The following is a 21,544-nucleotide window of genomic DNA, read 5'->3' on the forward strand; positions in this document are numbered from 1 at the left end:
CCCACAAGCCTTGTAAAGTTTGTTGCTGCCAATGGTTCAGAAGAAGATTATTTCTTACTTTTAATCCGAACAACAAAACGAAAAACACGACTGCCGGCTGTCGCGCTTTTTTCCAAACGAATTTTTTGCCTGTCAAAGACTGGCTTACCTAAATGCAAGGCGCTCGGCTGAAATTCTGCCACAGATCGTAGCCGAACCTTTCTCCATGATTATGAAAAAAACACGAGTACAGCTAACATTTCTAATTCTATTGACAGTAACCTTAAACGCATTGGCCCAAGAAATAACATTTTTCAACGCAGATGGATTCTTTTCAATCGGAACGCAATCAAATCGAACCGCATCAATAACCTTGTTTGATATTGACGAAGATGGAGATTTGGATGCACTGGTAGCTAATGGAAGACATTGGGCAGAACAGAATTATGTTTACTATAATGACGGAAAAGGTGGTTTTAAAGTGGCCCAACCTATCGGAAAATTCCTCGATGCCTCCTATGCAATGAAAAGTGCCGACTTCAATAATGATGGATTTATGGACATTGCTGTTGCCAATGACAACATTCCCAATAAAATATATTTTGGTTCATCAGACCAGAGCTTTGGCAATGAAAAAACTTTTGGTTCAATTTCGCCTTCAAGAAATCTGGAAATAGCAGATATTGATAATGACGGAGACTTTGACCTAATTCTATCAAATAGAAAAGCTAAAAACGAAATTTGCCTTAACGATGGACAAGGAAATTTTGAAAACACTATCACTTTTGGCAACGAATCTGACCAGACTATACAAACTAAGGTAGTAGACATAAACAAAGACAGTCATTTAGACTTAATTACGGCAGAAAGGCAAACAAAAAATAAAATTTATCTTAATGACGGAAAGCAGAATTTTATAAAAATCATAGCGTTTGGCAATACAGCGGATGAAACCCGTTCAATCGATATTGGCGATGTTGACAAAGACGGATTCTTGGATATTGCAACTGGTAATTTAGGTTCTAAAAACAGTATTTACTTCGGCGATACAAATTTGGCTTTTAATCGAATTTTTGATTTTAAAACAGAACGCAACACTTCATCCATTAAAATATCGGATTTAAATCAGGATGGTTATCTAGACATCATTGAAGGTAACTCAGAACAACGAAATTATGTTCATTTGGGACAAAAAAACGGAGAATTTAAAGAAATGGGGTTGAGAGATGATTTAAAGGACGATACCTATAATATAGAAATAGGAGATCTGAATGGTGATGATTTACCAGATATTGTAGAATCGAATTCTGGAACGTGGAATCTATTTTATAGAACACAGAAAAAATAACCGTCTTCAACAAAGAACCAGGTCAATAAACAAGTTCTTTTAGTTCAATTTCGAAACATGGTTGCCAGAAACAGGGAAGCCTTCGAAACGGGTAAGTCTTCAGTCGAAGTATTACCGTATCAAATCTAAAGTTGGCCCGAAACAAATTTTACGACCTTTGACAACCGATTTCCAAATCTAAAAGCCGAATTGGAAGATTGCAACGGATTCTATCCTTGACGGCATTCAATTCGGTAAAAGTTTTATGGGTTACGTCTTTTTGAAGACATTGATATAGTTGACGAAAGTCTGCCGATGTATCTGTATCCGCTTAAATAAAAGTGGGCATACAAAACTGGGAATATTAGCATGTATTTGAAAGGCCCGGTTCATGAACCGGGCCCTGATCAAAAAATATCAATTGCCGAAATTTACATTGGTCACGGCGACCATTCCCTCTCCACGAGGTTTCGAAGTATCGGGTTTATGCACAAAATAGAGTGCTTTGGCCTTTACGTCATCCATGGGTTCATCGAAAATAATAGGGATCATTCCCGACATGAAACCTCCGGGTGCGGTTCTCGTCTCTGGCAGCAGGCCGCCCTTACCGATTACCTTGCCATCGGGGGCATCAAGCCTCAATTCAAAATTGACCGGAAAATCGGGTTTCTCTTGAAAACCTACTATCAAAGTGGCTTTTTTCACTCCTTTCAAATCGATTTCCTCAAGCGCGAACCAACCTTCATCGGCCGGGGCTATCAACAAATCCATTCCCCCGAACGAAACCAGTGAAAAATTATCGACCTTGGTGGTGGGCGAGAAAGAAACGGTGCTACCTTGCAAAGCAACCGATTCTACGCCCGTCAAGGGTCGAATGCCGTTTACGCCCTTATCGGTATAGCTTGCCGTCAAAATCATCACATTATCGGTCGGCGAAGGCTTGGGAACGATATTTCCTTCCAATGGAAGCGATTTTTGTTTAGCCCCCGTATCGGCCAATGACCGAATGTACAATACGATCTGTCTTGTTTCATCTTCTGAAATATTGGGGTGGGCCGCCATGGCGACTTCGCCCCAAACGCCTGAACCTCCAGCAACGATCTTCTTTTGCAAATAGCTCGTCGCCCGTCTATCGTTCTTGTATTTCTCGGCAATATCCTTATAGCTGGGCCCAATGGACTTTTCGGCTTCCTTATGACATGCCTTACAGTCCATACCCTCGGTCAACGCTTTACCTGTTACCGCGGCCGATACTTGTTGGTGCCCTAAAGATTGGTTCGCTTGGTCCATTCCCTCCATATAATCCACAGAGACAAAAACGTTGTCCAAATCGATATCATCGTTACCATCGGGGTCGGTCACCATTACTTTATAATTGATCGGGGTACCCGCAATGAAAAAGGTTGAATTACCGCCCGCGAGGTCGATCGCGATCTCAGGTCGCGAATTTCCGGCCACAATACTCGATGCATCACTTTTGGCACCGGCACCATGCGCATCCTTTGCCTCAACTGATAACTTATATTCCCCGGCAGTCGTGTAGGTATATGATAATTCGGGTTCACTGGTTTCCTTGGTCTCACCGTTGCCCAAATCCCAGATATAGGATATTGCATCTCCTTCAAGGTCTTCGGCCTGTACTTTTGCATTTACGGTCAAAGGAATTTTTCCCGTATCGGCATCAACAATAAGATGGTCGATTACCGGGGGCCTGTTGCCGCCGTTGTATTCGATATAGCTCAAGCCAGAGTCATCATTTTTGGAAAACCAGCCACTACCATATTCCAATAGATACACCCTTCCATCGGGACCCAATTCCATATCGATCAAGTTCTGGACTTTGATATCGGAAGCAAAGGGTTCCATTTTATTGAAGGTGCCATCTTCAAACAGGGTGACCGCCATCATCCATCCGCGCATCCATTCGTAAATAATGGTCTTACCGTCGTAATAGGAAGGAAGCCCGCCCCCATCGGGATACATGTCTGAATAATAAGTAGGGCCCGCCATCGCATTTCTACTACCGGTACCCACCTGCGGAAATTCAGGTGTCTCGGCATATGGATAATAGATATATGCGGGAACGGTCGGTGGCAATTCTTGCAGACCGGTATTGTTCCTAGAATTGTTTATGGGTTTTAGGGGGTCGAACGCTTCGCCCGATTCACCCGTCTCATAATTATAGGCATTATAGGCATAGTTGTTGCCGATGAACAAAGGCCAACCATAGTTGCCCGCTTTCAAGGCCAAATTCATTTCATCATAGCCTCTCGGGCCGCGCGTTGCCATAGAATCTGCACGGGCATCCGGACCCACTTCGCCCCAAAATAAATGTCCTTTTTTAGGGTCCACGGAAATGCGATACGGATTTCGATGCCCCATGGTATAGATTTCAGGTCGTGTTTTTTCGGTGCCGACAGGGAATAAATTCCCTTCAGGAATATCATAGCTACCATCATCGTTCACCTTAATGCGCAGAATTTTACCCCTCAAGTCGTTCGTGTTGCCAGAAGAGCGCCGGGCATCGTATTGCTCATGCCCTGGGCTATCGTTCAATGGTGCAAAGCCATTGTTGACATATTTTTGATCTCTTTCGTTAAAAGGGGTCGAGTTATCACCTGTTGAAAGATATAAAAGTCCGTCTCCGCCAAAGGCAATAGATCCACCCGTATGGCAGCAGATTTCACGATCAGAACCGACATCCAAAATCTTCTGTTCCGAAGCCAAATCGAAAACACCGTCTTTATATTTAAAACGCGAGAGCCGATTAACGGACTCATCCCCAGTAGGCGCGTAATAGGCATAGATCCAATTATTAGTGGCATAGTTCGGGTCTTTTTGAAGTCCCATGAGTCCTTCCTCGGCATTTACTCCGGGTGTATTCAAGGTTTTATGGTAAACATCTAAAAAAGCGACTTGCGTCATGGTGTCCTTTTCGGCACTGTATAGCATTATCTCGCCGCGACGTTGTGCGATCAGCACATCATTGTTCGGCAATATGGTCATTTCGGTAGGTTCGAAAAAATCGCCGCCCACCAATGGTACTTTTGAAAAACGATTGACATCGGGCGGTATTTGACTCAGCGCTTTGTTGTAATTCAAGTTTTCGTTATCTCCGATAGCATATTGAATACCGCCCAAAAGATGTTGCAAGAACAGATCTTCGGAAAAGCTCTCATCGGTATGCCCCCCTCCCGTGTAGAAAGCACGGCCTCCGTCGAAATCGTGATACCACGCAATGGGGTGAAAATCACCGTTGGCGCCTCCTTCGTAGCTAGATTCGTCCAACGTCATCAAAACATTGACATCAGGATTGATCCTTTTATAATTATACAGTTCATCGGTACGATGCCAGACCGAATCGGCAAACATTTTGGTCGATATATGGCTATTGTCCTTGATAATAAAATCTGCTTCGGGCGTACCACTTGGGTGGCTCAAAAACTGGGCGCCGGCCAATTTGTTGTACCACCCCCAATCGTATTCGGTATCAGCCGCGGCATGGATTCCGACATACCCCCCGCCAGCTTGAATGTACCGTTCAAAAGCGGCCTCTTGCTTGGCATCCAAAACATTTCCGGTGGTGCTCAAAAAGATGATTGTGGAATATTGTTTGAGATTATCATCATTGAACAATTCTGCATTCTTGGTCGTATCGACCGCAAAACCATTTTCGGAACCCAGTTTTTGGATCGCGGCTATCCCCGCCGGAATAGAGGCATGCTTGAAGCCCATGGTCTTTGAAAATACCAGTACCTTGGGGTCTCCCTCACGTTTATTACTACAAGAAGCGATAAGCAATGCGCATACCATTGCCAATAATAGAACTACTTTTTTCATGTTGTTATTTGTTTTGTTGCATCAATCAATTGCCTAAAGTAGTGATTCCCAAATTGAAATACCAAAGTGATATTGCCGAAAGTGTTATTTTTAACGAAAAGGGTATTTTTCGGTAGTTAAGCGAAACAACACATATAGTTTATGAGAGCATTGGTCTATGAAAAATTTCAGGGGACGCTTGCAGTGCAGGAAGTTTCGGATCCGATTCCAAAACCTGATGGAGTGGTCGTAAAAGTAGCCGCTACCGGACTTTGCCGTAGTGATTGGCACGGATGGATGGGCCATGACCCCGATATTCTATTGCCCCATGTTCCGGGGCATGAATTGGCGGGTACGGTCGCAACCATTGGAAAAAATGTCACGAAATTTAAAATCGGTGACCGTGTGACCGTACCTTTTGTATGTGGTTGCGGTATTTGCCGGCAATGTACCTCGGGCAACCATCAGGTCTGCGACCGCCAATCACAGCCCGGTTTTACGCATTGGGGGTCTTTTGCCGAATATGTGGCGCTCGATTATGCCGACACCAATCTGGTGACCCTTCCTCAAGAAATCGACGACTTGACCGCAGCCACTTTGGGGTGCCGATTCGTGACTTCGTTTCGGGCCATTGTACATCAAGCAAAGGTAATGGAAGGTCAATATGTTGTTGTTCACGGGTGTGGCGGCGTAGGTCTTTCGGCAGTAATAATCGCCAGTGCCCTTGGCGCAAAAGTACTTGCCGTTGACATCAATCCAGGGCAATTGGCCTTGGCCAAATCTTTTGGTGCGATGGCCGTAATAAATGCCTCGGGCACCAAGAATATTATAGATGAAGTCAAGGATATTACCCATGGTGGCGCCCATGTATCTCTAGATGCGCTCGGAAGCGCACAAACCTGCTTCAATTCGATCGCCAACCTTAGAAAACGGGGCAAACATATTCAAGTAGGCCTAATGACGGAAGACCATGCGCATCCTAAAATCCCGATGGATAAAGTAATCGCTGAAGAATTGGAAATAATCGGAAGCCATGGCATGCAAGCTTTCAAATATCCCGAACTTCTTAAGATGATAAGTGACGGAAAACTGCATCCCAAAAAAATGATTACAAAAACAATATCATTGGAAGAGGCGGCAACCGCACTTCCAACTATGAATACTTTTACAACCGCAGGGGTCACCCTGATCGATTCCTTTTAAAAACATGCATAAGAGACCTGAACTTTATTTCAAGAACGATTCTGAATTTCGGAAATGGCTGCACGAAAATCATGATTGCCATGAGGGGGCCTACCTGATTTTTTATGCCGTGGCCCATGAGAACGACAGTATGCGATGGGAAGAGGCCGTGCGCGTCGCGCTATGCTACGGTTGGATCGATAGCACGGTCAAAAATATCGGCCCTGGCAAGCGGCGCCAATACTTTTGTCCCAGAAAACCCAAAAGTGTCTGGAGCAAGGTCAACAAAGGCCACATCAAAGAACTCAAGGCCGATGGACTGATGCACAAAAGCGGATTGAAAGCCATTGAAATCGCAAAGAAAAATGGTTCTTGGACGCAACTCGACGATGTTGAAAATGGAATCATACCTGAGGATCTGCAAAAAGCTTTTGATAAAAACCAAAAAGCCTTTACGAATTATCAGCGCTTTACCAGAGGACAACGAAAAAGTTACCTGTATTGGTTGAACCAGGCCAAACGCGAGGAAACAAGACAAAAGAGAATTACGGAAATCGTACGTCTCTGTGCAGCAAATATCAAGTCACGCACCGATGGGGGGCGTTGAAAGCCCTACTTGCGAAAAAGTCTGTGGTAGATCAAAGCTGCCGCTCCGCCTATAAGGGCAAACGCGGTCAACATCCAAAAGACATATCGGTGGCCCTCTTCCCCGGGATAGGTATCCAAAAAATAACCGTAAGCGGGGCCCGCAAAGATATCGGGCGTATAGCCAACGATAGAAATAAGTCCAACAGCGGTACCGGTCAATACCAAAGGAATACGGCCTTCATCCATAACGGCAAAATAAAGCGACCTAGCGGCGTAGACCCCGGCCGCAACAATTGCCACGGAGATGAAGAAAAGCATGGTTTTAGAAGGGCCTATGATTCCCGTGGCGAATAAAAGGCCACCTATTATGGAGACGACAAAACTCAGCAGCAACCAAAGCGAAATTCGATAACGGTCGACGATCAAACCGACCAAAATACCAATGGTTGGACGCAAAAATTGTAAAAAAGTACCGATCTGCGCTGATCTCACCTCATCGTACAGCATTACCTCACGGGCATACAATGAGAGTACATCGGTAATTTTATAACCGACATACGCGCACAATATAATGACCATCAACAGTTGAACGGCCGGCAATCTCAAGACCTGTCCGATTTGCTTGCCCGAAATTTGTTGCAGTTGTATTTTCCCATCTTCGATATCGGTTTTCATGAAAACCCATACCAATATCCCAATTACGGTAATGATCACGGCCGAACAGTAAATGACATATCTAAAGGCCTCCCTTCTATCAACAAGCGGCACGGTATCCACTTGATCCGAAACAAACAAAGAAAATATAAAGACGCCCATCAAGGCGAACAAGGCCCCGGTAAGACCACGGCCCCCGTCCAAAAATCCGAAAGCCTTGCCCTGTGACCGGTCACCGCCCCATACCCTGGCGGCTTTGATCATCGGTGCCCAGAACAAGAAAATTGTGGTAAAACCCCAATAACCGTATAAACCCCGAAGGATCTCAAAACTTGGGAAAGTCGCAAACAACAACCCTCCCAAAGCGGTCATCCATAATGCTATGGCCATTAATTTTCGAGGAGGATATTTATCCGCCAACGGCCCCCCGACAAGATATGACAGAAGGGCGATGATTCCGTAAACCGAAAAACAAAGTCCCAATTGTAAATTATCCAATTGAAAGACATCTAAAACAGTAGGGCGGAACACCCTTGGCAATACAAAGGGCAATATGAATACCGCTTCACCCGCCAAAATCAACAAAACAAGATAGTACCAAGGTGCCGATCGTTGCCCCATAGGCTAGAAAGGTACCAAGAAACTAAGAAATTGCGAAAAACAAGTACCAATTCTGTCTTTCAAATTAAGGGATCGGTATTTCTTTTCTATCTTTCAGCATGATATAAACTGAATGATGACGACCCGAATTTTTACAATTTTCACTTTCCTTTTGGTTCTTTTTATTTTAATGGGATGCCAATCGGAAGAAAAGGAAAGCTATGACATTGCCATCTTAAACGGACAGGTTATTGACTTGGAAAGTGGTAAAGTCGAAGAAAAGGATATTTTTATTTTTGAAGGAAGCATCACAAAAATAGGAAATGCCGACTCGGTAGGAAAATTCGAGTCAAAACAGACCATCGACGCCTCGGGAAAATTTCTTCTTCCAGGCTTTTGGGACAACCATGTTCATTTTCGAGGTGGGGATTCACTGGTCAAATCGAACAAAAACTTTCTCAAACTTTTCATCGCCAACGGAATAACCACGGTTCGCGACGCCGGGGGCGATCTGACAGGGCCTGTAACGCAATGGAAGTCTGAAATTGAAAACGGACATCTGATCGGGCCTACGATTTTTACCTCAGGACCAAAGATCGATGGCCCCAATGCCACTTGGGCCGGCTCGCTTGAAGTCGAAAACGACATCGATATCAATAATGCGTTGGACGTATTACAAAGAATTCCGGTTGATTACGTAAAGCTGTATGACAGCCGAATTTCTGGCAAAAATTATCTGAACACAATCGCCGAGGCCGAAAAAAGAGGACTGATTACTTCCGGACACATGCCCTTCAGCGTGACCTTAGAGGAAACCATCGCGGCGGGAATCGATGGCATCGAACATCTCTACTATATTATGAAAGGCTGTTCCGCAGACGAAAGGGAGATTACCCAAAAACTTGTAGACGGCGAAATCGGTTTTTGGGACGCCATGCCATTGCTGCGCAAAAGCTATTCGGATAGCACGGCATCAAAAACTTTTCAATACCTTAAGAACAATGGCGTGTTCGTAACCCCCACGTTGCATATTGGCAAGACCCTAAGCTATTTGGATGAAGTAGATCATAGTAACGACCCCTATTTGGATTATATGGGCAAGGGTATCATCAAAACCTATAAAGGCCGAATCAACAGGGTGAAGAATGCTACGTCCAAGACCCTTCAAGACCGTAAGGAACTCGATACCTTTTTCGGCACCTTGGCGAAGTCGCTCAACGATGCCGGAGTAGCCCTTTTGGCCGGTTCCGATAGTGGGGCCTATAACTCGTACACCTATCCCGGGATGTCATTGCACAAAGAGCTTCAAGAAATGGTCGTGAACGGTATTTCACCTTTGAACGCTCTAAGAACATCGGCCTATAATGGGGCAAAATTCCTTAAGCAAGATGCGGCGTATGGCCATATTGAAGCAGGCAAAATTGCGGATCTAGTGCTGCTGGATGCAAATCCCTTGGAAAATATCAAGAATACCGAAAGTATATACATGGTAATCAAAGAAAAATCGGTATTCGACAAAAACAAGCTTCAAGAATTGTTGGATTCGACCATAGTCAAATGAGGCAGCACATAGCGCATATAGCCCTGGTAGTCGATGATTATGACGAGGCCATTGCGTTCTACACCCAAATATTGGATTTTACATTGATTGAAGACACCAAGTTGAGCGAAGACAAGCGTTGGGTCTTGGTCGCGCCTCCGGGTGCAAATGACTGCGCACTTTTATTGGCAAAGGCGGCCAATAAAGAACAAGCTGCAAGTATCGGCAATCAAGCCGGTGGAAGGGTTTTTCTATTTTTGTACACCGATGATTTTTGGAGGGATTACCACAAAATGGTAAATCGAAATGTCGAATTCGTACGTTCGCCAAAGGAAGAAGCGTATGGTACCGTGGCGGTATTCAAAGACCTGTACGGAAACCTATGGGACCTGTTACAACCGAATGAAAAGAATAAAGGTTTGTTAGGGCAAGTTTGAATATCTTAAAAAAGAAGCAATGCTTATCAAGAACAAAATACTTTTCAAATTTATATTTATTCTTTTCTGTCTACTCATTTTTCCCTGGCCTTTTAGCAAGCTTCCTGGTCTTTCGTTATTAACTGAACATCATTCCAATATTTTTGAACACCTAATTTCCTGGTTCGGGTACGATCTATTGGGCATTGAATCAAAGATCAGCAGTGCGGCTACCGGAAGTGGAGACAAGATTTACGATTACCTTTTGTTGTTGCTTTTCGCCATCATCTCTCTGATCGGCACTTTGTTATGGCATTTCGTTGGTAATGGTCCACGTACTTATGATAGGCTTAATTACATTCTAGAAATCATTCTTCGCTATTTTTTGGCATACCAAATGATACATTATGGTTTGTTCAAGATTATTCCCGTTCAATTTTTTGAACCTTACTATTATAAGTTGCTGCAACCTTATGGTCAGGGATCACTTATGGGCATTTATTGGACTATGATGGGTGTATCTAAGGGGTATGCCTTATTTGCAGGATTGCTGGAATTTTTTTCCGGAATTCTTTTGATTCATCGAAAAACGAAACTACTGGGTTGTTTGATTGCCATTGGTGTGCTTATCAACGTGGTCGCAATCAATTTTTTCTATGACATTCCGGTTAAGCTATTTTCCCTGCAATTATTGATTATTGCAGTGCTTTTGACTACCCCTTATATTGGTAGGCTTACCAAAGCAATTCTCGCAGATCAAGGTTTGGAAAAAAGGAAAACGGAGCCATTGTTTTTCAATACCGGAAAATGGGTAGCTTTTAGTCGAATATTGAAATGGGGATTCATTATTCTGTTATTCTTCACTTCATTGAGCGCGGCCGTAAAGTCCTATACCGCAAGAACAGAAAATAAGGTCAAAATCCCGCTTTATGGGCTCTATGAGATCAAAAATTCTGTAATAAACAAAGATACCCTGACACCTCGGAACAAATTTGCCGGGTCATGGAGATACCTCATCGTTGAATCTGATAAATACGCTCAAGTTGTACAAACAGATATGAAAAGAAACGGGTATGAATTCGAGGTCGATAGTATCAATGGGAAATTTATGATGAAAAGTTTTCGGGATTCGACTGATGTATTTACTTTCAATTATATAAAAACCGATTCGACCCTGACCTTTTTTGGTGTCGTGGAAAATGACACCCTTCATTATGAATCACGGATTCTTACCAAGAAAAATTTCCTTTTAATGAACCGTGGTTTCCATTGGATAAACGAATACCCTTATAATAGATAATCTTAATTGACTAAATCATGAAAAAAACATTGTTCGTTGCGATTATTTTATTGTGCTTTTCCTGCAATCAGGCCCAAGAAAAAGCAAGTAAGACGGCCACGTTGGTATCGAACGTCAACGTTGTCGATGTCAGAACCGGAAGTATATTGGAAAACAGACAGGTGGTCATCGATTCCGGCAAAATCAGGCGTATCGAACAGACGGTTGAAAATCCGAAATCCTATGCAAATACCATCGATGGTTCCGGAAAATACCTTATGCCCGGTCTTGCCGAGATGCATGCCCACATTCCTCCCCCATCGACCGATGCAAAACGTATTGAAGAAGTATTGTTTCTTTACCTGTCGAACGGTATCACCACGATTCGGGGAATGTTGGGCGACCCGATACATTTAGGGCTACGACAAAAGGCATCGAACGGAGAAATTATAAGTCCAAGAATCTACACTTCGAGTCCGTCATTGAACGGCAATACGATTCCCACCCCCGAAGAAGCAGAGGCCAAGGTGAGGCAATACGCCAAAGATGGCTACGACTTTTTAAAGATCCATCCCGGCGTGCCGTTGGCGGCCTTTGATCAAATGGTGGCAACGGCCAATGAGGTCGGAATACCTTTTGCGGGGCACGTACCCGTCGATGTCGGTATCCGCCATGCCCTTGAAAGCAAATACGCGTCCATAGACCATATCGATGGCTTTTTAGAGGGTCTTGTACCCGAATCGGCCAATGTAAGGCCCGATGAAAATGGTTTCTTTGGTTACAATTTTACACCTTTGGCCGATACCACTAAAATCGATGAATTGGTTGCCATGGCAAAAGAAAACAACGTCTGGATCGTACCGACCCAAAGTCTTTTTGAGCGCTGGTTCGCCCCTATTTCGGCCGACGAACTGTTGCAACAGCCCGAAATGAAATACATGCCCACCACTACCCTAGAGAATTGGCAACGGCGCAAAGAAGAATCCACGACTACCTCAGCAGGATTCTCGGAAATGCAATGGCAACGATTCGATTCGATCCGAAAACAGTTGTTAAAGAAATTGCAGGAAGGCGGTCACGGTATGCTTTTGGGCTCTGATGCGCCACAACTATTCAACGTTCCCGGTTTCTCGATCCACCATGAAATCGATGGCATGTCGGGTTCAGGGTTGTCGCCATTGCAAATTATTCAATCGGGAACAATAAATCCTGCTAAATATTTTGACATGGAGGATGTTTTCGGTGAGGTAAAACCGGGCTTGGAAGCCGATTTGATCTTGGTCAACGGCAACCCGCTTGAAAATCTGGATGCCTTGCAAGACCTTGCCGGAGTCTTTCGGCAGGGAAAATGGCTATCAAAATCGGAAATCGAAAAACGTCTGAACGAAATCGCAAAAAACGCGGCCCAAAACTAGCCTTATGTATAGATTCTTGCTATTACTCATCATTTGCCACGCCTGCCTCCAATCGCAAACCTTCCTAAAGGCCGATCGTGTTTTCGATGGCCATGAAATCCATGAGAATTGGGGCGTTCTCGTCGAAGGGAATACCATCGTTTATGCAGGTAACATTTCAGAAGTAAAACTCCCCAAAAACACGAAGACAATTGATTTAAAGGGAACCACGCTGATGCCGGGCATCATCGAAGGGCACTCACACTTATTGCTACATCCCTATAATGAAACGGAATGGAACGATCAGGTATTGAAGGAATCCCCTGTCGAACGGGCCATCCGCGGAAGCGTTCATGCCAAAAAATCATTGATGGCCGGCGTTACCACTATGCGCGACCTTGGTGCCGAAGGTGCAGGTTATACTGATGTGTATCTCAAAAAGACCATCGAAGAAGGTATTGTTCCCGGGCCGAGATTGTTGGTGGCGGGCCCGGCAATCGTGGCAACCGGAGCCTATGGGCCAAAAGGATTCCATGACGGGGTCACCGTTCCTTTAGGGGCCGAACCTGTTAGCGGTATTGACGAAGCGGTAAAAACTGTACGCCGACAAATGGGCAACGGGGCCGATCTCATCAAAATCTATGCAGACTATCGGTGGAAAAAAGGGGCACCCAGCCAACCGACCTTTTTACAGGAAGAAATCGATGCCATGGTCGCCGCTGCAACGACGGCCGGCAAGTACGTCGTGGCCCATGCGAGTACGCCGGAAGGGATGAAACGTGCCATTTTAGGAGGTGTGGAAACCATCGAACATGGTGATGGCGGAACCGCCGAAATCTTTCAAATGATGAAAACCAATGGTGTGGCCCTCTGCCCCACCTTGGCCGCGGGAGATGCTATTTTGCGATACGGCGGTTGGAAAAAGGGAAGCGATCCAGATCCGGAACGGATTACAACGAAGAAAAAATCGTTCAAGCTCGCTATGGAATCGGGAGTAGATATTGCCTTTGGTGGCGATGTGGGTGTTTTTCCGCACGGCGAGAATTATCGCGAAATGGAAATGATGGTCGAGTACGGTATGCAACCTTTGGATGTCCTTAAATCAGCTACTTCCTTGAATGCCAATGTTTTCCATTTGAAAAGACTTGGGAAGTTGGAGAAAGGTTTTTTGGCAGATATCATAGCCGTAGAAGGTAATCCTACCAAAAATATATCTGTCATGCGCAAGGTAAGGTTCGTGATGAAAGACGGAACTATCTATAAAAATGAATGAACCGCCTCCCTCATCACATGCCATCCGTTAACACCTCTTTAAGACTTTACGCAATAGTTTTCTGTATATTTAGAACAGCTAATTAACTACTCTAAAAATGACTACAAAATTACCCTTCGTTGCGTTCTTCTTCGCAACCCTTTCCCTATTCGCCCAAGATTTCAACATGGATCTAATGCAAGATCTAAAACCAAGAAATATAGGTCCTGGTGGCATGAGCGGGCGCGTTACCGCCATCGATGCGGTTAATGATAATCCGGATATAATGTATGTGGGAACGGCATCGGGCGGACTTTGGAAATCGACTTCGGGAGGCATCAAATGGGAGCCTATATTCGACAAAGAACTGACGGCGTCAATTGGTGCGGTGGCCATCCAACAATCGAATCCTTCGGTAATATGGGTCGGTACGGGAGAAGGAAATCCCAGAAACAGTTTGAACGGGGGCTATGGCGTTTACAAATCGTTGGACGGAGGCAAAAACTGGATCGCCATGGGCCTTAAAAACACAAGGCACATACATCGCATAAAAATCGACCCATCAGATCCCAATACCGTATATGTCGGTGCTATCGGTTCGCCCTGGGGCGAGCACCCCGAACGCGGGGTCTATAAGACTACAGACGGAGGCGAGACCTGGGAAAAAATACTCTTTGTGAACAACAAGACCGGTGTTGCCGACTTGGTAATGGATCCTGCCAACCCGAATAAATTGATAGCCGCGATGTGGGAACACAAACGGGATCCGTGGTTCTTTAAATCGGGCGGCCCTGGCAGTGGTCTGTACATGACCCATGATGGTGGTAAAAATTGGAAGAAGTTGACCGACGAGGACGGGCTTCCCAAAGGTGAACTAGGGCGTATGGGCGTTGCCATTGCCCCTGGAAAACCGAATATAGTCTATGCCTTGATCGAATCAAAAAAGAACGCGCTGTACAAGTCGGAGGATGGCGGGTTCAAATGGAAAAAAATCAATGATAAGGACGATATTGGCAACCGCCCTTTTTATTATTTCGAGCTTTATGTAGACCCACAGAACGAAAATCGCGTATTCTCCATATTTACCTATGTCAACGTTTCTGAAGATGGCGGCAAGAGTTTTACCCAATTAATGCCTGCCTACGGGGTCGATAACGGTATTCACCCCGACCACCACGCGTGGTGGATCCACCCCGAGAACGGACAGTTCATGATGGACGGCAACGATGGGGGCATGAACATTACCAAAGATGGTGGAAAGACCTGGCGGTTTATCGGCAATATCCCCGTAGCGCAGTTCTATCATATCAATGTCGACAACGAATTTCCGTACAACGTGTATGGCGGACTACAAGACAACGGTTCTTGGCGCGGTCCCGCCTATGTCTGGAAAGCCCAAGGTATTAGAAATAGCTATTGGCAAGAAATCAGCTTCGGCGATGGTTTCGATGTCGTGCCCGACCCTGATGATTCCCGCTATGGCTATACCATGAGTCAACAGGGCTTTGTATCGCGCTACGACCATATTACCGGCAACAATTATATCGTGCGTCCTACGCCCCCCGATGCCGAGACCAAACTTCGCTTCAATTGGAATTCAGCCATAGCCCAAGACCCCTTTGATAATAGTACCGCTTATTTTGGTAGTCAGTTCGTACACAAAACGACCGACAAAGGCCTGACTTGGGAAGTAATCTCTCCGGATCTGACGACGAACGATCCCGAAAAGCAAAAACAATCGGAAAGTGGCGGCCTGACCATGGATGCGACCGGGGCCGAGAACCACTGTACGCTTTTGGTGATCGAGCCCTCTGCGGTAGAAAAAAATATGCTATGGACGGGTTCCGATGACGGTCGGGTACATTATTCGCAAAATGGTGGCGCCAATTGGGTCGAGGTAACACAGAACATCAAAGGCCTGCCCAAAGGAAGTTGGATAGCCCAGATCAAGGCATCGAACAAAAATAAGGGTGAAGCACTTTTGGTCGCCAACGATTATCGTAGGTTCAACTACACCCCCTATGCCTATCGTACCAAGAATTACGGAAAAACCTGGGAACGGATCGTTGATGAAAACGACGTGCAGAGCTACACCCTTTCGATCGTTGAGGATATCATCGATCCCAATTTAATGTTTTTAGGCACTGACGATGGACTTTACATCTCGTTCAACGCCGGGGCCAAATGGCAAAAGTGGAAAGAAGGCTTCCCTACCGTTTCAACGAAAGACATGGTCATACATCCACGGGAACATGACCTGGTCATTGGTACTTTTGGCCGTGCCGTTTGGGTATTGGACGACATAAGACCCTTGCGGGCAATGGCTCAAGATCCGAACATACTTCAAAACGAGATCAAGCTGTTCGAACCGCCAACGGCCTACCAAGCGGCCTATCAACAACCCACGGGAAGCCGTTTCGGGGGCGATGCCCTGTACAATGCCGAAAACCGAAAAGCAGGAGCCATGATTACCTACTATTTGAAGGAGGGCAAAAAGAAGGATGCGGATAAAAAAGATTCCGAAAAAGAAGAAACAAAGAAAGATTCCACGGCAACCGATGATAAAGAAGAACTTACCGGCGTGCAGAAAAAAGATTCCATCCAGTTCGATTTTTACGAAGGAGACCGAGTTATCCGCACGTTAAAGTACAAAACCCCTGAAAAGGCAGGATTCCATAGAATTTATTGGAATATGGATGAAAAAGGTCCAGATCGACCTTCGAGAAAAATCAGCAAATCAAATGATGAACGCGGCGGCACCGATGTAAAACCGGGGGATTATAAGATAAAGGTTTCTTTTGGTGATAAGAGCGATGAAACGAAGATCAAAGTGGAGTCGGATCCCAGACTTGATGTTTCCGTCGCATCGATAAACGAGGTCTATGAAAACTCCAAAAACCTCGAAAACCTTACCCAAATTGCGGCAGATGCCGTAAAGCAGTTGGTAGAAAGTAAGAACACCGCCGATAAATATCAAAAAGAACTGAAAGAACTTGACAAGAAAAAATACAAGGACCAGATCAAGGCGTCAACCGATATTGTAAAACAAATCGATTCGGTAATCGCCCTGTATTTGGGCAAGGAAGACAAACGCCAGGGAATCACGAGAAATCCCGAAATAACGGTCATGCAGCGTATCGGCAATGCCAGTTATTATGTGGGCACACGAAAAAATGGGCTTACAGCCACCGAAAAACGTTTGATGCAGTTTGCCAAAGAAGAACTTGATGGCGCACTACAGAAGACCAATACTTTTTTCGAAGAGAAGTGGAAAACGTATCGCGAATCCATGGAGCAACTGAATCTATCCCCATTTAAGGAAACCGAAAACTTCAGTTTAGAAAATGATTAAGACTCGAAATTGTGTAATTCGTGTTTATTGAAGTGTGAGGTATTAAGATTTTGACCGTATGAATCGACTACTGTTAACTTTAATGTTGTTCAACGTTCTTTTTGCAACGGCCCAAGAATCGGGAGAAAACAAATTGGGTTCTTGGCATATGTATTTCGGAACGAACCGGGTGTCGGAAAAATTGAGCATTCACACCGAGGCCCAAGCACGGTATTACGAACAGTTGAAGAACTTCAATCAATTATTGTTGCGTTCCGGGCTGAACTATCATATCAATCCTAATGCAATAGCAACATTCGGTTACGGATTTATTGTTACCGACGGTACTTATGAAAAAATTCCTGGAGAAACAGAATCGAAGGAGCATCGTATTTTTGAGCAGTTCATTTTAAAGAACAAGGTCAACAAAGTAGCATTCGAACATCGCTACCGGCTTGAGCAACGTTTTTTGGATTTCGGCGACCGTACCGACACCCAACATCGGGCACGCTATCGGCTTCAGGTTACCGTGCCCCTGGCCAAAGCTGTGTTCTTAAATTTCTATGATGAAATCTTTATCAACTTACAGAACGAGGTTTTTGGTCAAAACAGGCTCTATGGGGCAATAGGATTTCATGTATTCAAAAACACCAGTCTGCAATTGGGTTATTTGAAGAACCATTTTTCGTCGGCCCACTTTGATCGTTTACAGATCGGGGTTTTTATAAATACCGATTTGAGAAAAACACAGGTTACAAATTGAAAAGAAAGGTCTTTGAGACATCTGTTTCGGGTAGCGACCACTCCCTGATGCTTCCCGAAGAAATCGTGCTGCCCTTTCTCGAAAAGAATAAGAAAAGGGTCAAGATAAAGGCCTTCTTTGAAGGCCGGGAGCTCATATTTTATGGGGCCATCCTGAATATAAAGAGAAATTACCTCATGACGTTCGGCAAACGCTATCAAAAAGAATCGGGTGTTTTTCCAAACCACTATTTTCAATGGCAATTGTTCGAAGACGACTCCAAATATGGGGTCGAGATGCCCGAGTAGATGGAGGCGGTATTCGAAAGTGGCCCCGAAGGCCAACAAATTTTTGAATCGTTCACCCCGGGCAAAAAGCGAGGGCTCATCTACGCAATAGCACGCTACAAAAACCCACAAACAAGAATCGACAAATCGATTTTAATCTGTGAGAACCTAAAACGCCAGATTCTCGACCCTAAAGCGCTGCTAAAATCTTAAGAAGACCATAATAATCCACCGAACCTTTGTAAGAACGTTGATATGCTCTATATTTAAAAACTAATCATTAAGTAACTCACATGAAAAAAATTATATCTACGCTGATAGTGATGCTATTTTGCATGGCAGGCCTATTGGCACAGACCGATTCGGCGATTTCTGAATCCGAAACGATTACCGAGGGTAAAATCCCTACCGACCCCAATGTAAAAGTGGGCAAACTTTCGAACGGACTCACCTATTACCTTAGAAATAATGGCAAGCCTGAAGACAAGGTTGAATTAAGGCTCGTGGTCAACGCCGGATCTATTATGGAAAGTGATAGACAACTCGGCCTTGCCCATTTCATGGAACACATGAACTTTAACGGCACCAAGAATTTTAAAAAGAATGACCTTGTCGACTATTTACAGAGCATCGGTGTAAAATTTGGGGCCGACTTAAATGCATATACCAGTTTTGATGAAACGGTTTACATTCTTCCCATTCCCAGTGATGATCCCGAAAAACTTGAAAAAGGGTTTCAGATTCTTGAAGATTGGGCGCACAACACCACTTTATCCGAAGAGGCAATAGATGGTGAGCGAGGAGTCGTTTTGGAAGAGCTACGGCTTCGTCTGGGTGCCGATGAGCGAATGCAGAAAGTATACCTGCCCAAAATGATGTATGGTTCGAGATACGCCGACCGACTACCTATCGGCACAAAAGAAAATCTTGAGAATTTTTCTTATGACGATGTTCGCCATTATTACAAAACATGGTATCGACCTGATTTGATGGCGGTGGTGGCCGTTGGTGATCTGGATATCGAAACCATGGAAAAAAAGATCCAGGAACACTTTTCGGGTATCAAAAAGTCCGATAATCCGAAGAAGCGCGAATCTTATGAATTGCCCAATCATGAAGAAACCTTGATTGCCATTGCGTCTGACAAAGAAGCGGCGTTCTCACAGGTACAGGTCATGTACAAGGATCATTTTGAAGCTCCTACACTTACCACGATTGGTGATTATCGTGACAGATTGGTAAAAAACCTTTTTTCGACCTTGATCAATAACCGATTGGATGAGTTGAGAAACAGTGCGAACCCACCATTTGTTTTTGGTTTTTCATCGTATGGGGGAACGTTTGCCAGAACCAAGAATGCCTATCAATCTTTTGCGATGACAAGCCCAGAAGGCCAACTTAATGGACTGAAGGCCATTTTGGAGGAAAATGAACGTGTAAAAAGATTCGGCTTTCAAGAAGCTGAATTCGAAAGAGCTAAAAAAAGTCTGCTCGCACAGTTGGAGAAACAATATAATGATCGCGATAAATTGGAAAGTGAAAGAATCGTAGGTGAGTATATCAATAATTATCTTGAGAATGCCCCGATTCCGGGTATCGAATGGGAGTTTGACATGACCAAACAGCTTTTGCCAGATATAAAGCTGAAGGAAATTAGCGATCTCATCAACGCATTTTTACATGACGACAACCGGGTTATCGTCATTACCGGCCCTGAAAAAGAGGGGCTGACCCAAGTAACCGAGGAACAGGTTCGGGAGTTGCTCGAAAAATTAGAAACCTCCGAAATAGCCAAATATGAAGACGAAGCTGTAAGAAGCGAACTTTTGGAAACTTTGCCCGAACCCGGCTCCATTACCGATAAGCCAACAAACGAGACTTTGGGCACAACCACACTCATCTTGAGTAATGGTGCAACCGTGACTTACAAGAAAACCGATTTCAAAAATGACGAAGTGCTGTTTAAGGCATTCAGTCCGGGCGGAACAAGTCTGTATTCAGATGAGGAGCTTAAGGCGACGACCTTTGCCAATAATGGTCTGGCGGAAGCTGGTATTGGCGGGCTTTCCTTAACGGATATGAATAAATTCCTGAGCGGTAAAATTGTTATGGTCAATCCAAGTATACGTGGTTTCAGTGAAAACTTTTCGGGGTCGGCCGCTCCAAAAGACTTGGAAACCTTGTTTCAAATGATCCATCTCTATTTTACCGCACTGAACAAGGATAAGGAAGCCTTCAATTCGTTCATTACCAAACAAAAGAGCTTTTTGGGCAACCTAATGGCCAATCCACAGTTCTATTTTCAAGATCAATTGGGTAAAATCCGAAATGAGGGAAATCCGCGATATACCGGTTTTCCAACGATCGAAAAAATGGATGCTTCGGATTACGATTTGGCCTATGCCAAATATCAGGAGCGCTTTGCCGATGCTGGTGATTTTCATTATTATCTAGTCGGCAACCTAGACGAAGAAAAAGTTGCCGAGTATGCAGAAAAGTATTTGGCCTCTTTACCGGGGAAACAGAGCAATGAAAAATACATTCCCACCAAATTTAGAAGCAAGGACGAATATCAAAAACATGTCATAAAAAGAGGTGAAGATCCCAAAAGCAACGTCAGCATCACATGGATAGAAGAGATGCCCTATGACAGCAAGACCGAAATGGCGATAGCTGCCCTCGGCGAGGTGCTGAGCATTAAGCTTATCGAAAAGCTCAGGGAAGAAGAAGGTGGCGTTTACGGCGTTGGTGCACGTGGCAGCCTTAGTAAGATCTCATATTCCAGTATGACCTTCAGTATTAATTTTCCTTGCGGGCCCGAGAACGTTGACAAATTGGTAGCGGCAGCGTTGGCCGAGGTGGAGAAAATCAAGAATGAAGGCGTCACTCCGGAGGACATGACCAAGGTAAAAGAAACCTATTTGGTGAAATACAAGGAAGATTTAAAAACCAATAAATTCTGGATCGACAACCTATTGGAAGCCGATCAAGAAGATAAAGATGCCAATGCAATTTTGAACTTTGTGGAAAAATTGGCCGATTTAAAGGCTGAAGACCTACAAGAAGTCGCCAAAAAATATCTCGATGAAAAATATTTTCTTGGCATTCTTATGCCGGAAACCGAATAGAAACTCGATTTACCGGGCTAAAAACG

At 44.5% G+C, this 21,544-nt stretch carries 15 protein-coding genes; 13 read left to right on the top strand and 2 right to left on the bottom strand.

All coding sequences use genetic code 11. The annotated features are described in order from the left end of the window. The first annotated feature begins 211 nt into the window (after positions 1 to 211). Entirely contained in the window at positions 212 to 1,327 is a 1,116-nt protein-coding gene (locus tag ACEZ3G_RS12415) for an FG-GAP repeat domain-containing protein (RefSeq protein ID WP_432425814.1), read from the top strand. A gap of 396 nt (positions 1,328 to 1,723) precedes the next feature. Here the strand turns inward: ACEZ3G_RS12415 and ACEZ3G_RS12420 are convergent, their stop codons facing one another. Beyond that, positions 1,724 to 5,146: a ThuA domain-containing protein gene (locus ACEZ3G_RS12420; RefSeq protein WP_432425815.1), complete on the bottom strand. Its 3,423-nt coding sequence runs from the start codon at positions 5,144 to 5,146 to the stop codon at positions 1,724 to 1,726. A gap of 141 nt (positions 5,147 to 5,287) precedes the next feature. Here ACEZ3G_RS12420 and ACEZ3G_RS12425 point away from each other — a divergent pair, with 141 nt between their 5' ends. Further along, positions 5,288 to 6,328 (top strand): zinc-dependent alcohol dehydrogenase family protein, encoded by a 1,041-nt coding sequence (locus tag ACEZ3G_RS12425; RefSeq protein ID WP_432425816.1) that lies wholly within the window; start codon positions 5,288 to 5,290, stop codon positions 6,326 to 6,328. A 4-nt stretch (positions 6,329 to 6,332) separates the two neighbouring features. After that, positions 6,333 to 6,914 (top strand): YdeI/OmpD-associated family protein, encoded by a 582-nt coding sequence (locus ACEZ3G_RS12430; RefSeq protein ID WP_432425817.1) that lies wholly within the window; start codon positions 6,333 to 6,335, stop codon positions 6,912 to 6,914. Between the two features lie 5 nt (positions 6,915 to 6,919). Here the strand turns inward: ACEZ3G_RS12430 and ACEZ3G_RS12435 are convergent, their stop codons facing one another. Beyond that, complete coding sequence (locus tag ACEZ3G_RS12435) at positions 6,920 to 8,170, bottom strand: MFS transporter (protein ID WP_432425818.1); 1,251 nt, start codon at positions 8,168 to 8,170, stop codon at positions 6,920 to 6,922. A 112-nt stretch (positions 8,171 to 8,282) separates the two neighbouring features. Here ACEZ3G_RS12435 and ACEZ3G_RS12440 point away from each other — a divergent pair, with 112 nt between their 5' ends. The 10 genes from ACEZ3G_RS12440 (at position 8,283) to ACEZ3G_RS12485 (ending at position 21,518) form a co-directional block, all read left to right on the top strand. Then, positions 8,283 to 9,710, top strand: coding sequence for an amidohydrolase family protein (locus ACEZ3G_RS12440; protein WP_432425819.1), 1,428 nt, complete (start codon positions 8,283 to 8,285; stop codon positions 9,708 to 9,710). Beyond that, a complete protein-coding gene (locus ACEZ3G_RS12445; protein ID WP_432425820.1) occupies positions 9,707 to 10,126 on the top strand; it encodes a VOC family protein in 420 nt (139 codons plus the stop codon). Before ACEZ3G_RS12440 ends, ACEZ3G_RS12445 begins: the two co-directional genes overlap by 4 nt. A gap of 19 nt (positions 10,127 to 10,145) precedes the next feature. Then, positions 10,146 to 11,405, top strand: a complete 1,260-nt coding sequence (locus tag ACEZ3G_RS12450) for a hypothetical protein (RefSeq protein WP_432425821.1) — start codon at positions 10,146 to 10,148, stop codon at positions 11,403 to 11,405. A gap of 17 nt (positions 11,406 to 11,422) precedes the next feature. Further along, positions 11,423 to 12,799, top strand: coding sequence for an amidohydrolase family protein (locus ACEZ3G_RS12455; RefSeq protein ID WP_432425822.1), 1,377 nt, complete (start codon positions 11,423 to 11,425; stop codon positions 12,797 to 12,799). Between the two features lie 4 nt (positions 12,800 to 12,803). Next, the gene (locus ACEZ3G_RS12460; RefSeq protein WP_432425823.1) at positions 12,804 to 14,051 is read left to right on the top strand and encodes a metal-dependent hydrolase family protein; all 1,248 of its coding nucleotides are present in this window, start codon (positions 12,804 to 12,806) and stop codon (positions 14,049 to 14,051) included. Between the two features lie 97 nt (positions 14,052 to 14,148). Beyond that, the gene (locus tag ACEZ3G_RS12465) at positions 14,149 to 17,382 is read left to right on the top strand and encodes a WD40/YVTN/BNR-like repeat-containing protein (RefSeq protein ID WP_432425824.1); all 3,234 of its coding nucleotides are present in this window, start codon (positions 14,149 to 14,151) and stop codon (positions 17,380 to 17,382) included. A gap of 58 nt (positions 17,383 to 17,440) precedes the next feature. Further along, positions 17,441 to 18,124, top strand: a complete 684-nt coding sequence (locus ACEZ3G_RS12470; RefSeq protein ID WP_432425825.1) for a DUF2490 domain-containing protein — start codon at positions 17,441 to 17,443, stop codon at positions 18,122 to 18,124. Beyond that, positions 18,121 to 18,411, top strand: coding sequence for a hypothetical protein (locus ACEZ3G_RS12475; RefSeq protein WP_432425826.1), 291 nt, complete (start codon positions 18,121 to 18,123; stop codon positions 18,409 to 18,411). Before ACEZ3G_RS12470 ends, ACEZ3G_RS12475 begins: the two co-directional genes overlap by 4 nt. Then, the gene (locus ACEZ3G_RS12480) at positions 18,412 to 18,603 is read left to right on the top strand and encodes a YdeI/OmpD-associated family protein (protein ID WP_432425827.1); all 192 of its coding nucleotides are present in this window, start codon (positions 18,412 to 18,414) and stop codon (positions 18,601 to 18,603) included. Positions 18,604 to 18,683: 80 nt separating this feature from the next. Further along, on the top strand, positions 18,684 to 21,518 hold the full coding sequence (locus tag ACEZ3G_RS12485; RefSeq protein WP_432425828.1) for a M16 family metallopeptidase: 2,835 nt from the start codon (positions 18,684 to 18,686) through the stop codon (positions 21,516 to 21,518). The last annotated feature ends 26 nt before the right edge of the window (positions 21,519 to 21,544 follow it).

The sequence above is a fragment of the Meishania litoralis genome (genome assembly GCF_042611095.1).
Taxonomy (GTDB): domain Bacteria; phylum Bacteroidota; class Bacteroidia; order Flavobacteriales; family Flavobacteriaceae; genus Meishania; species Meishania litoralis.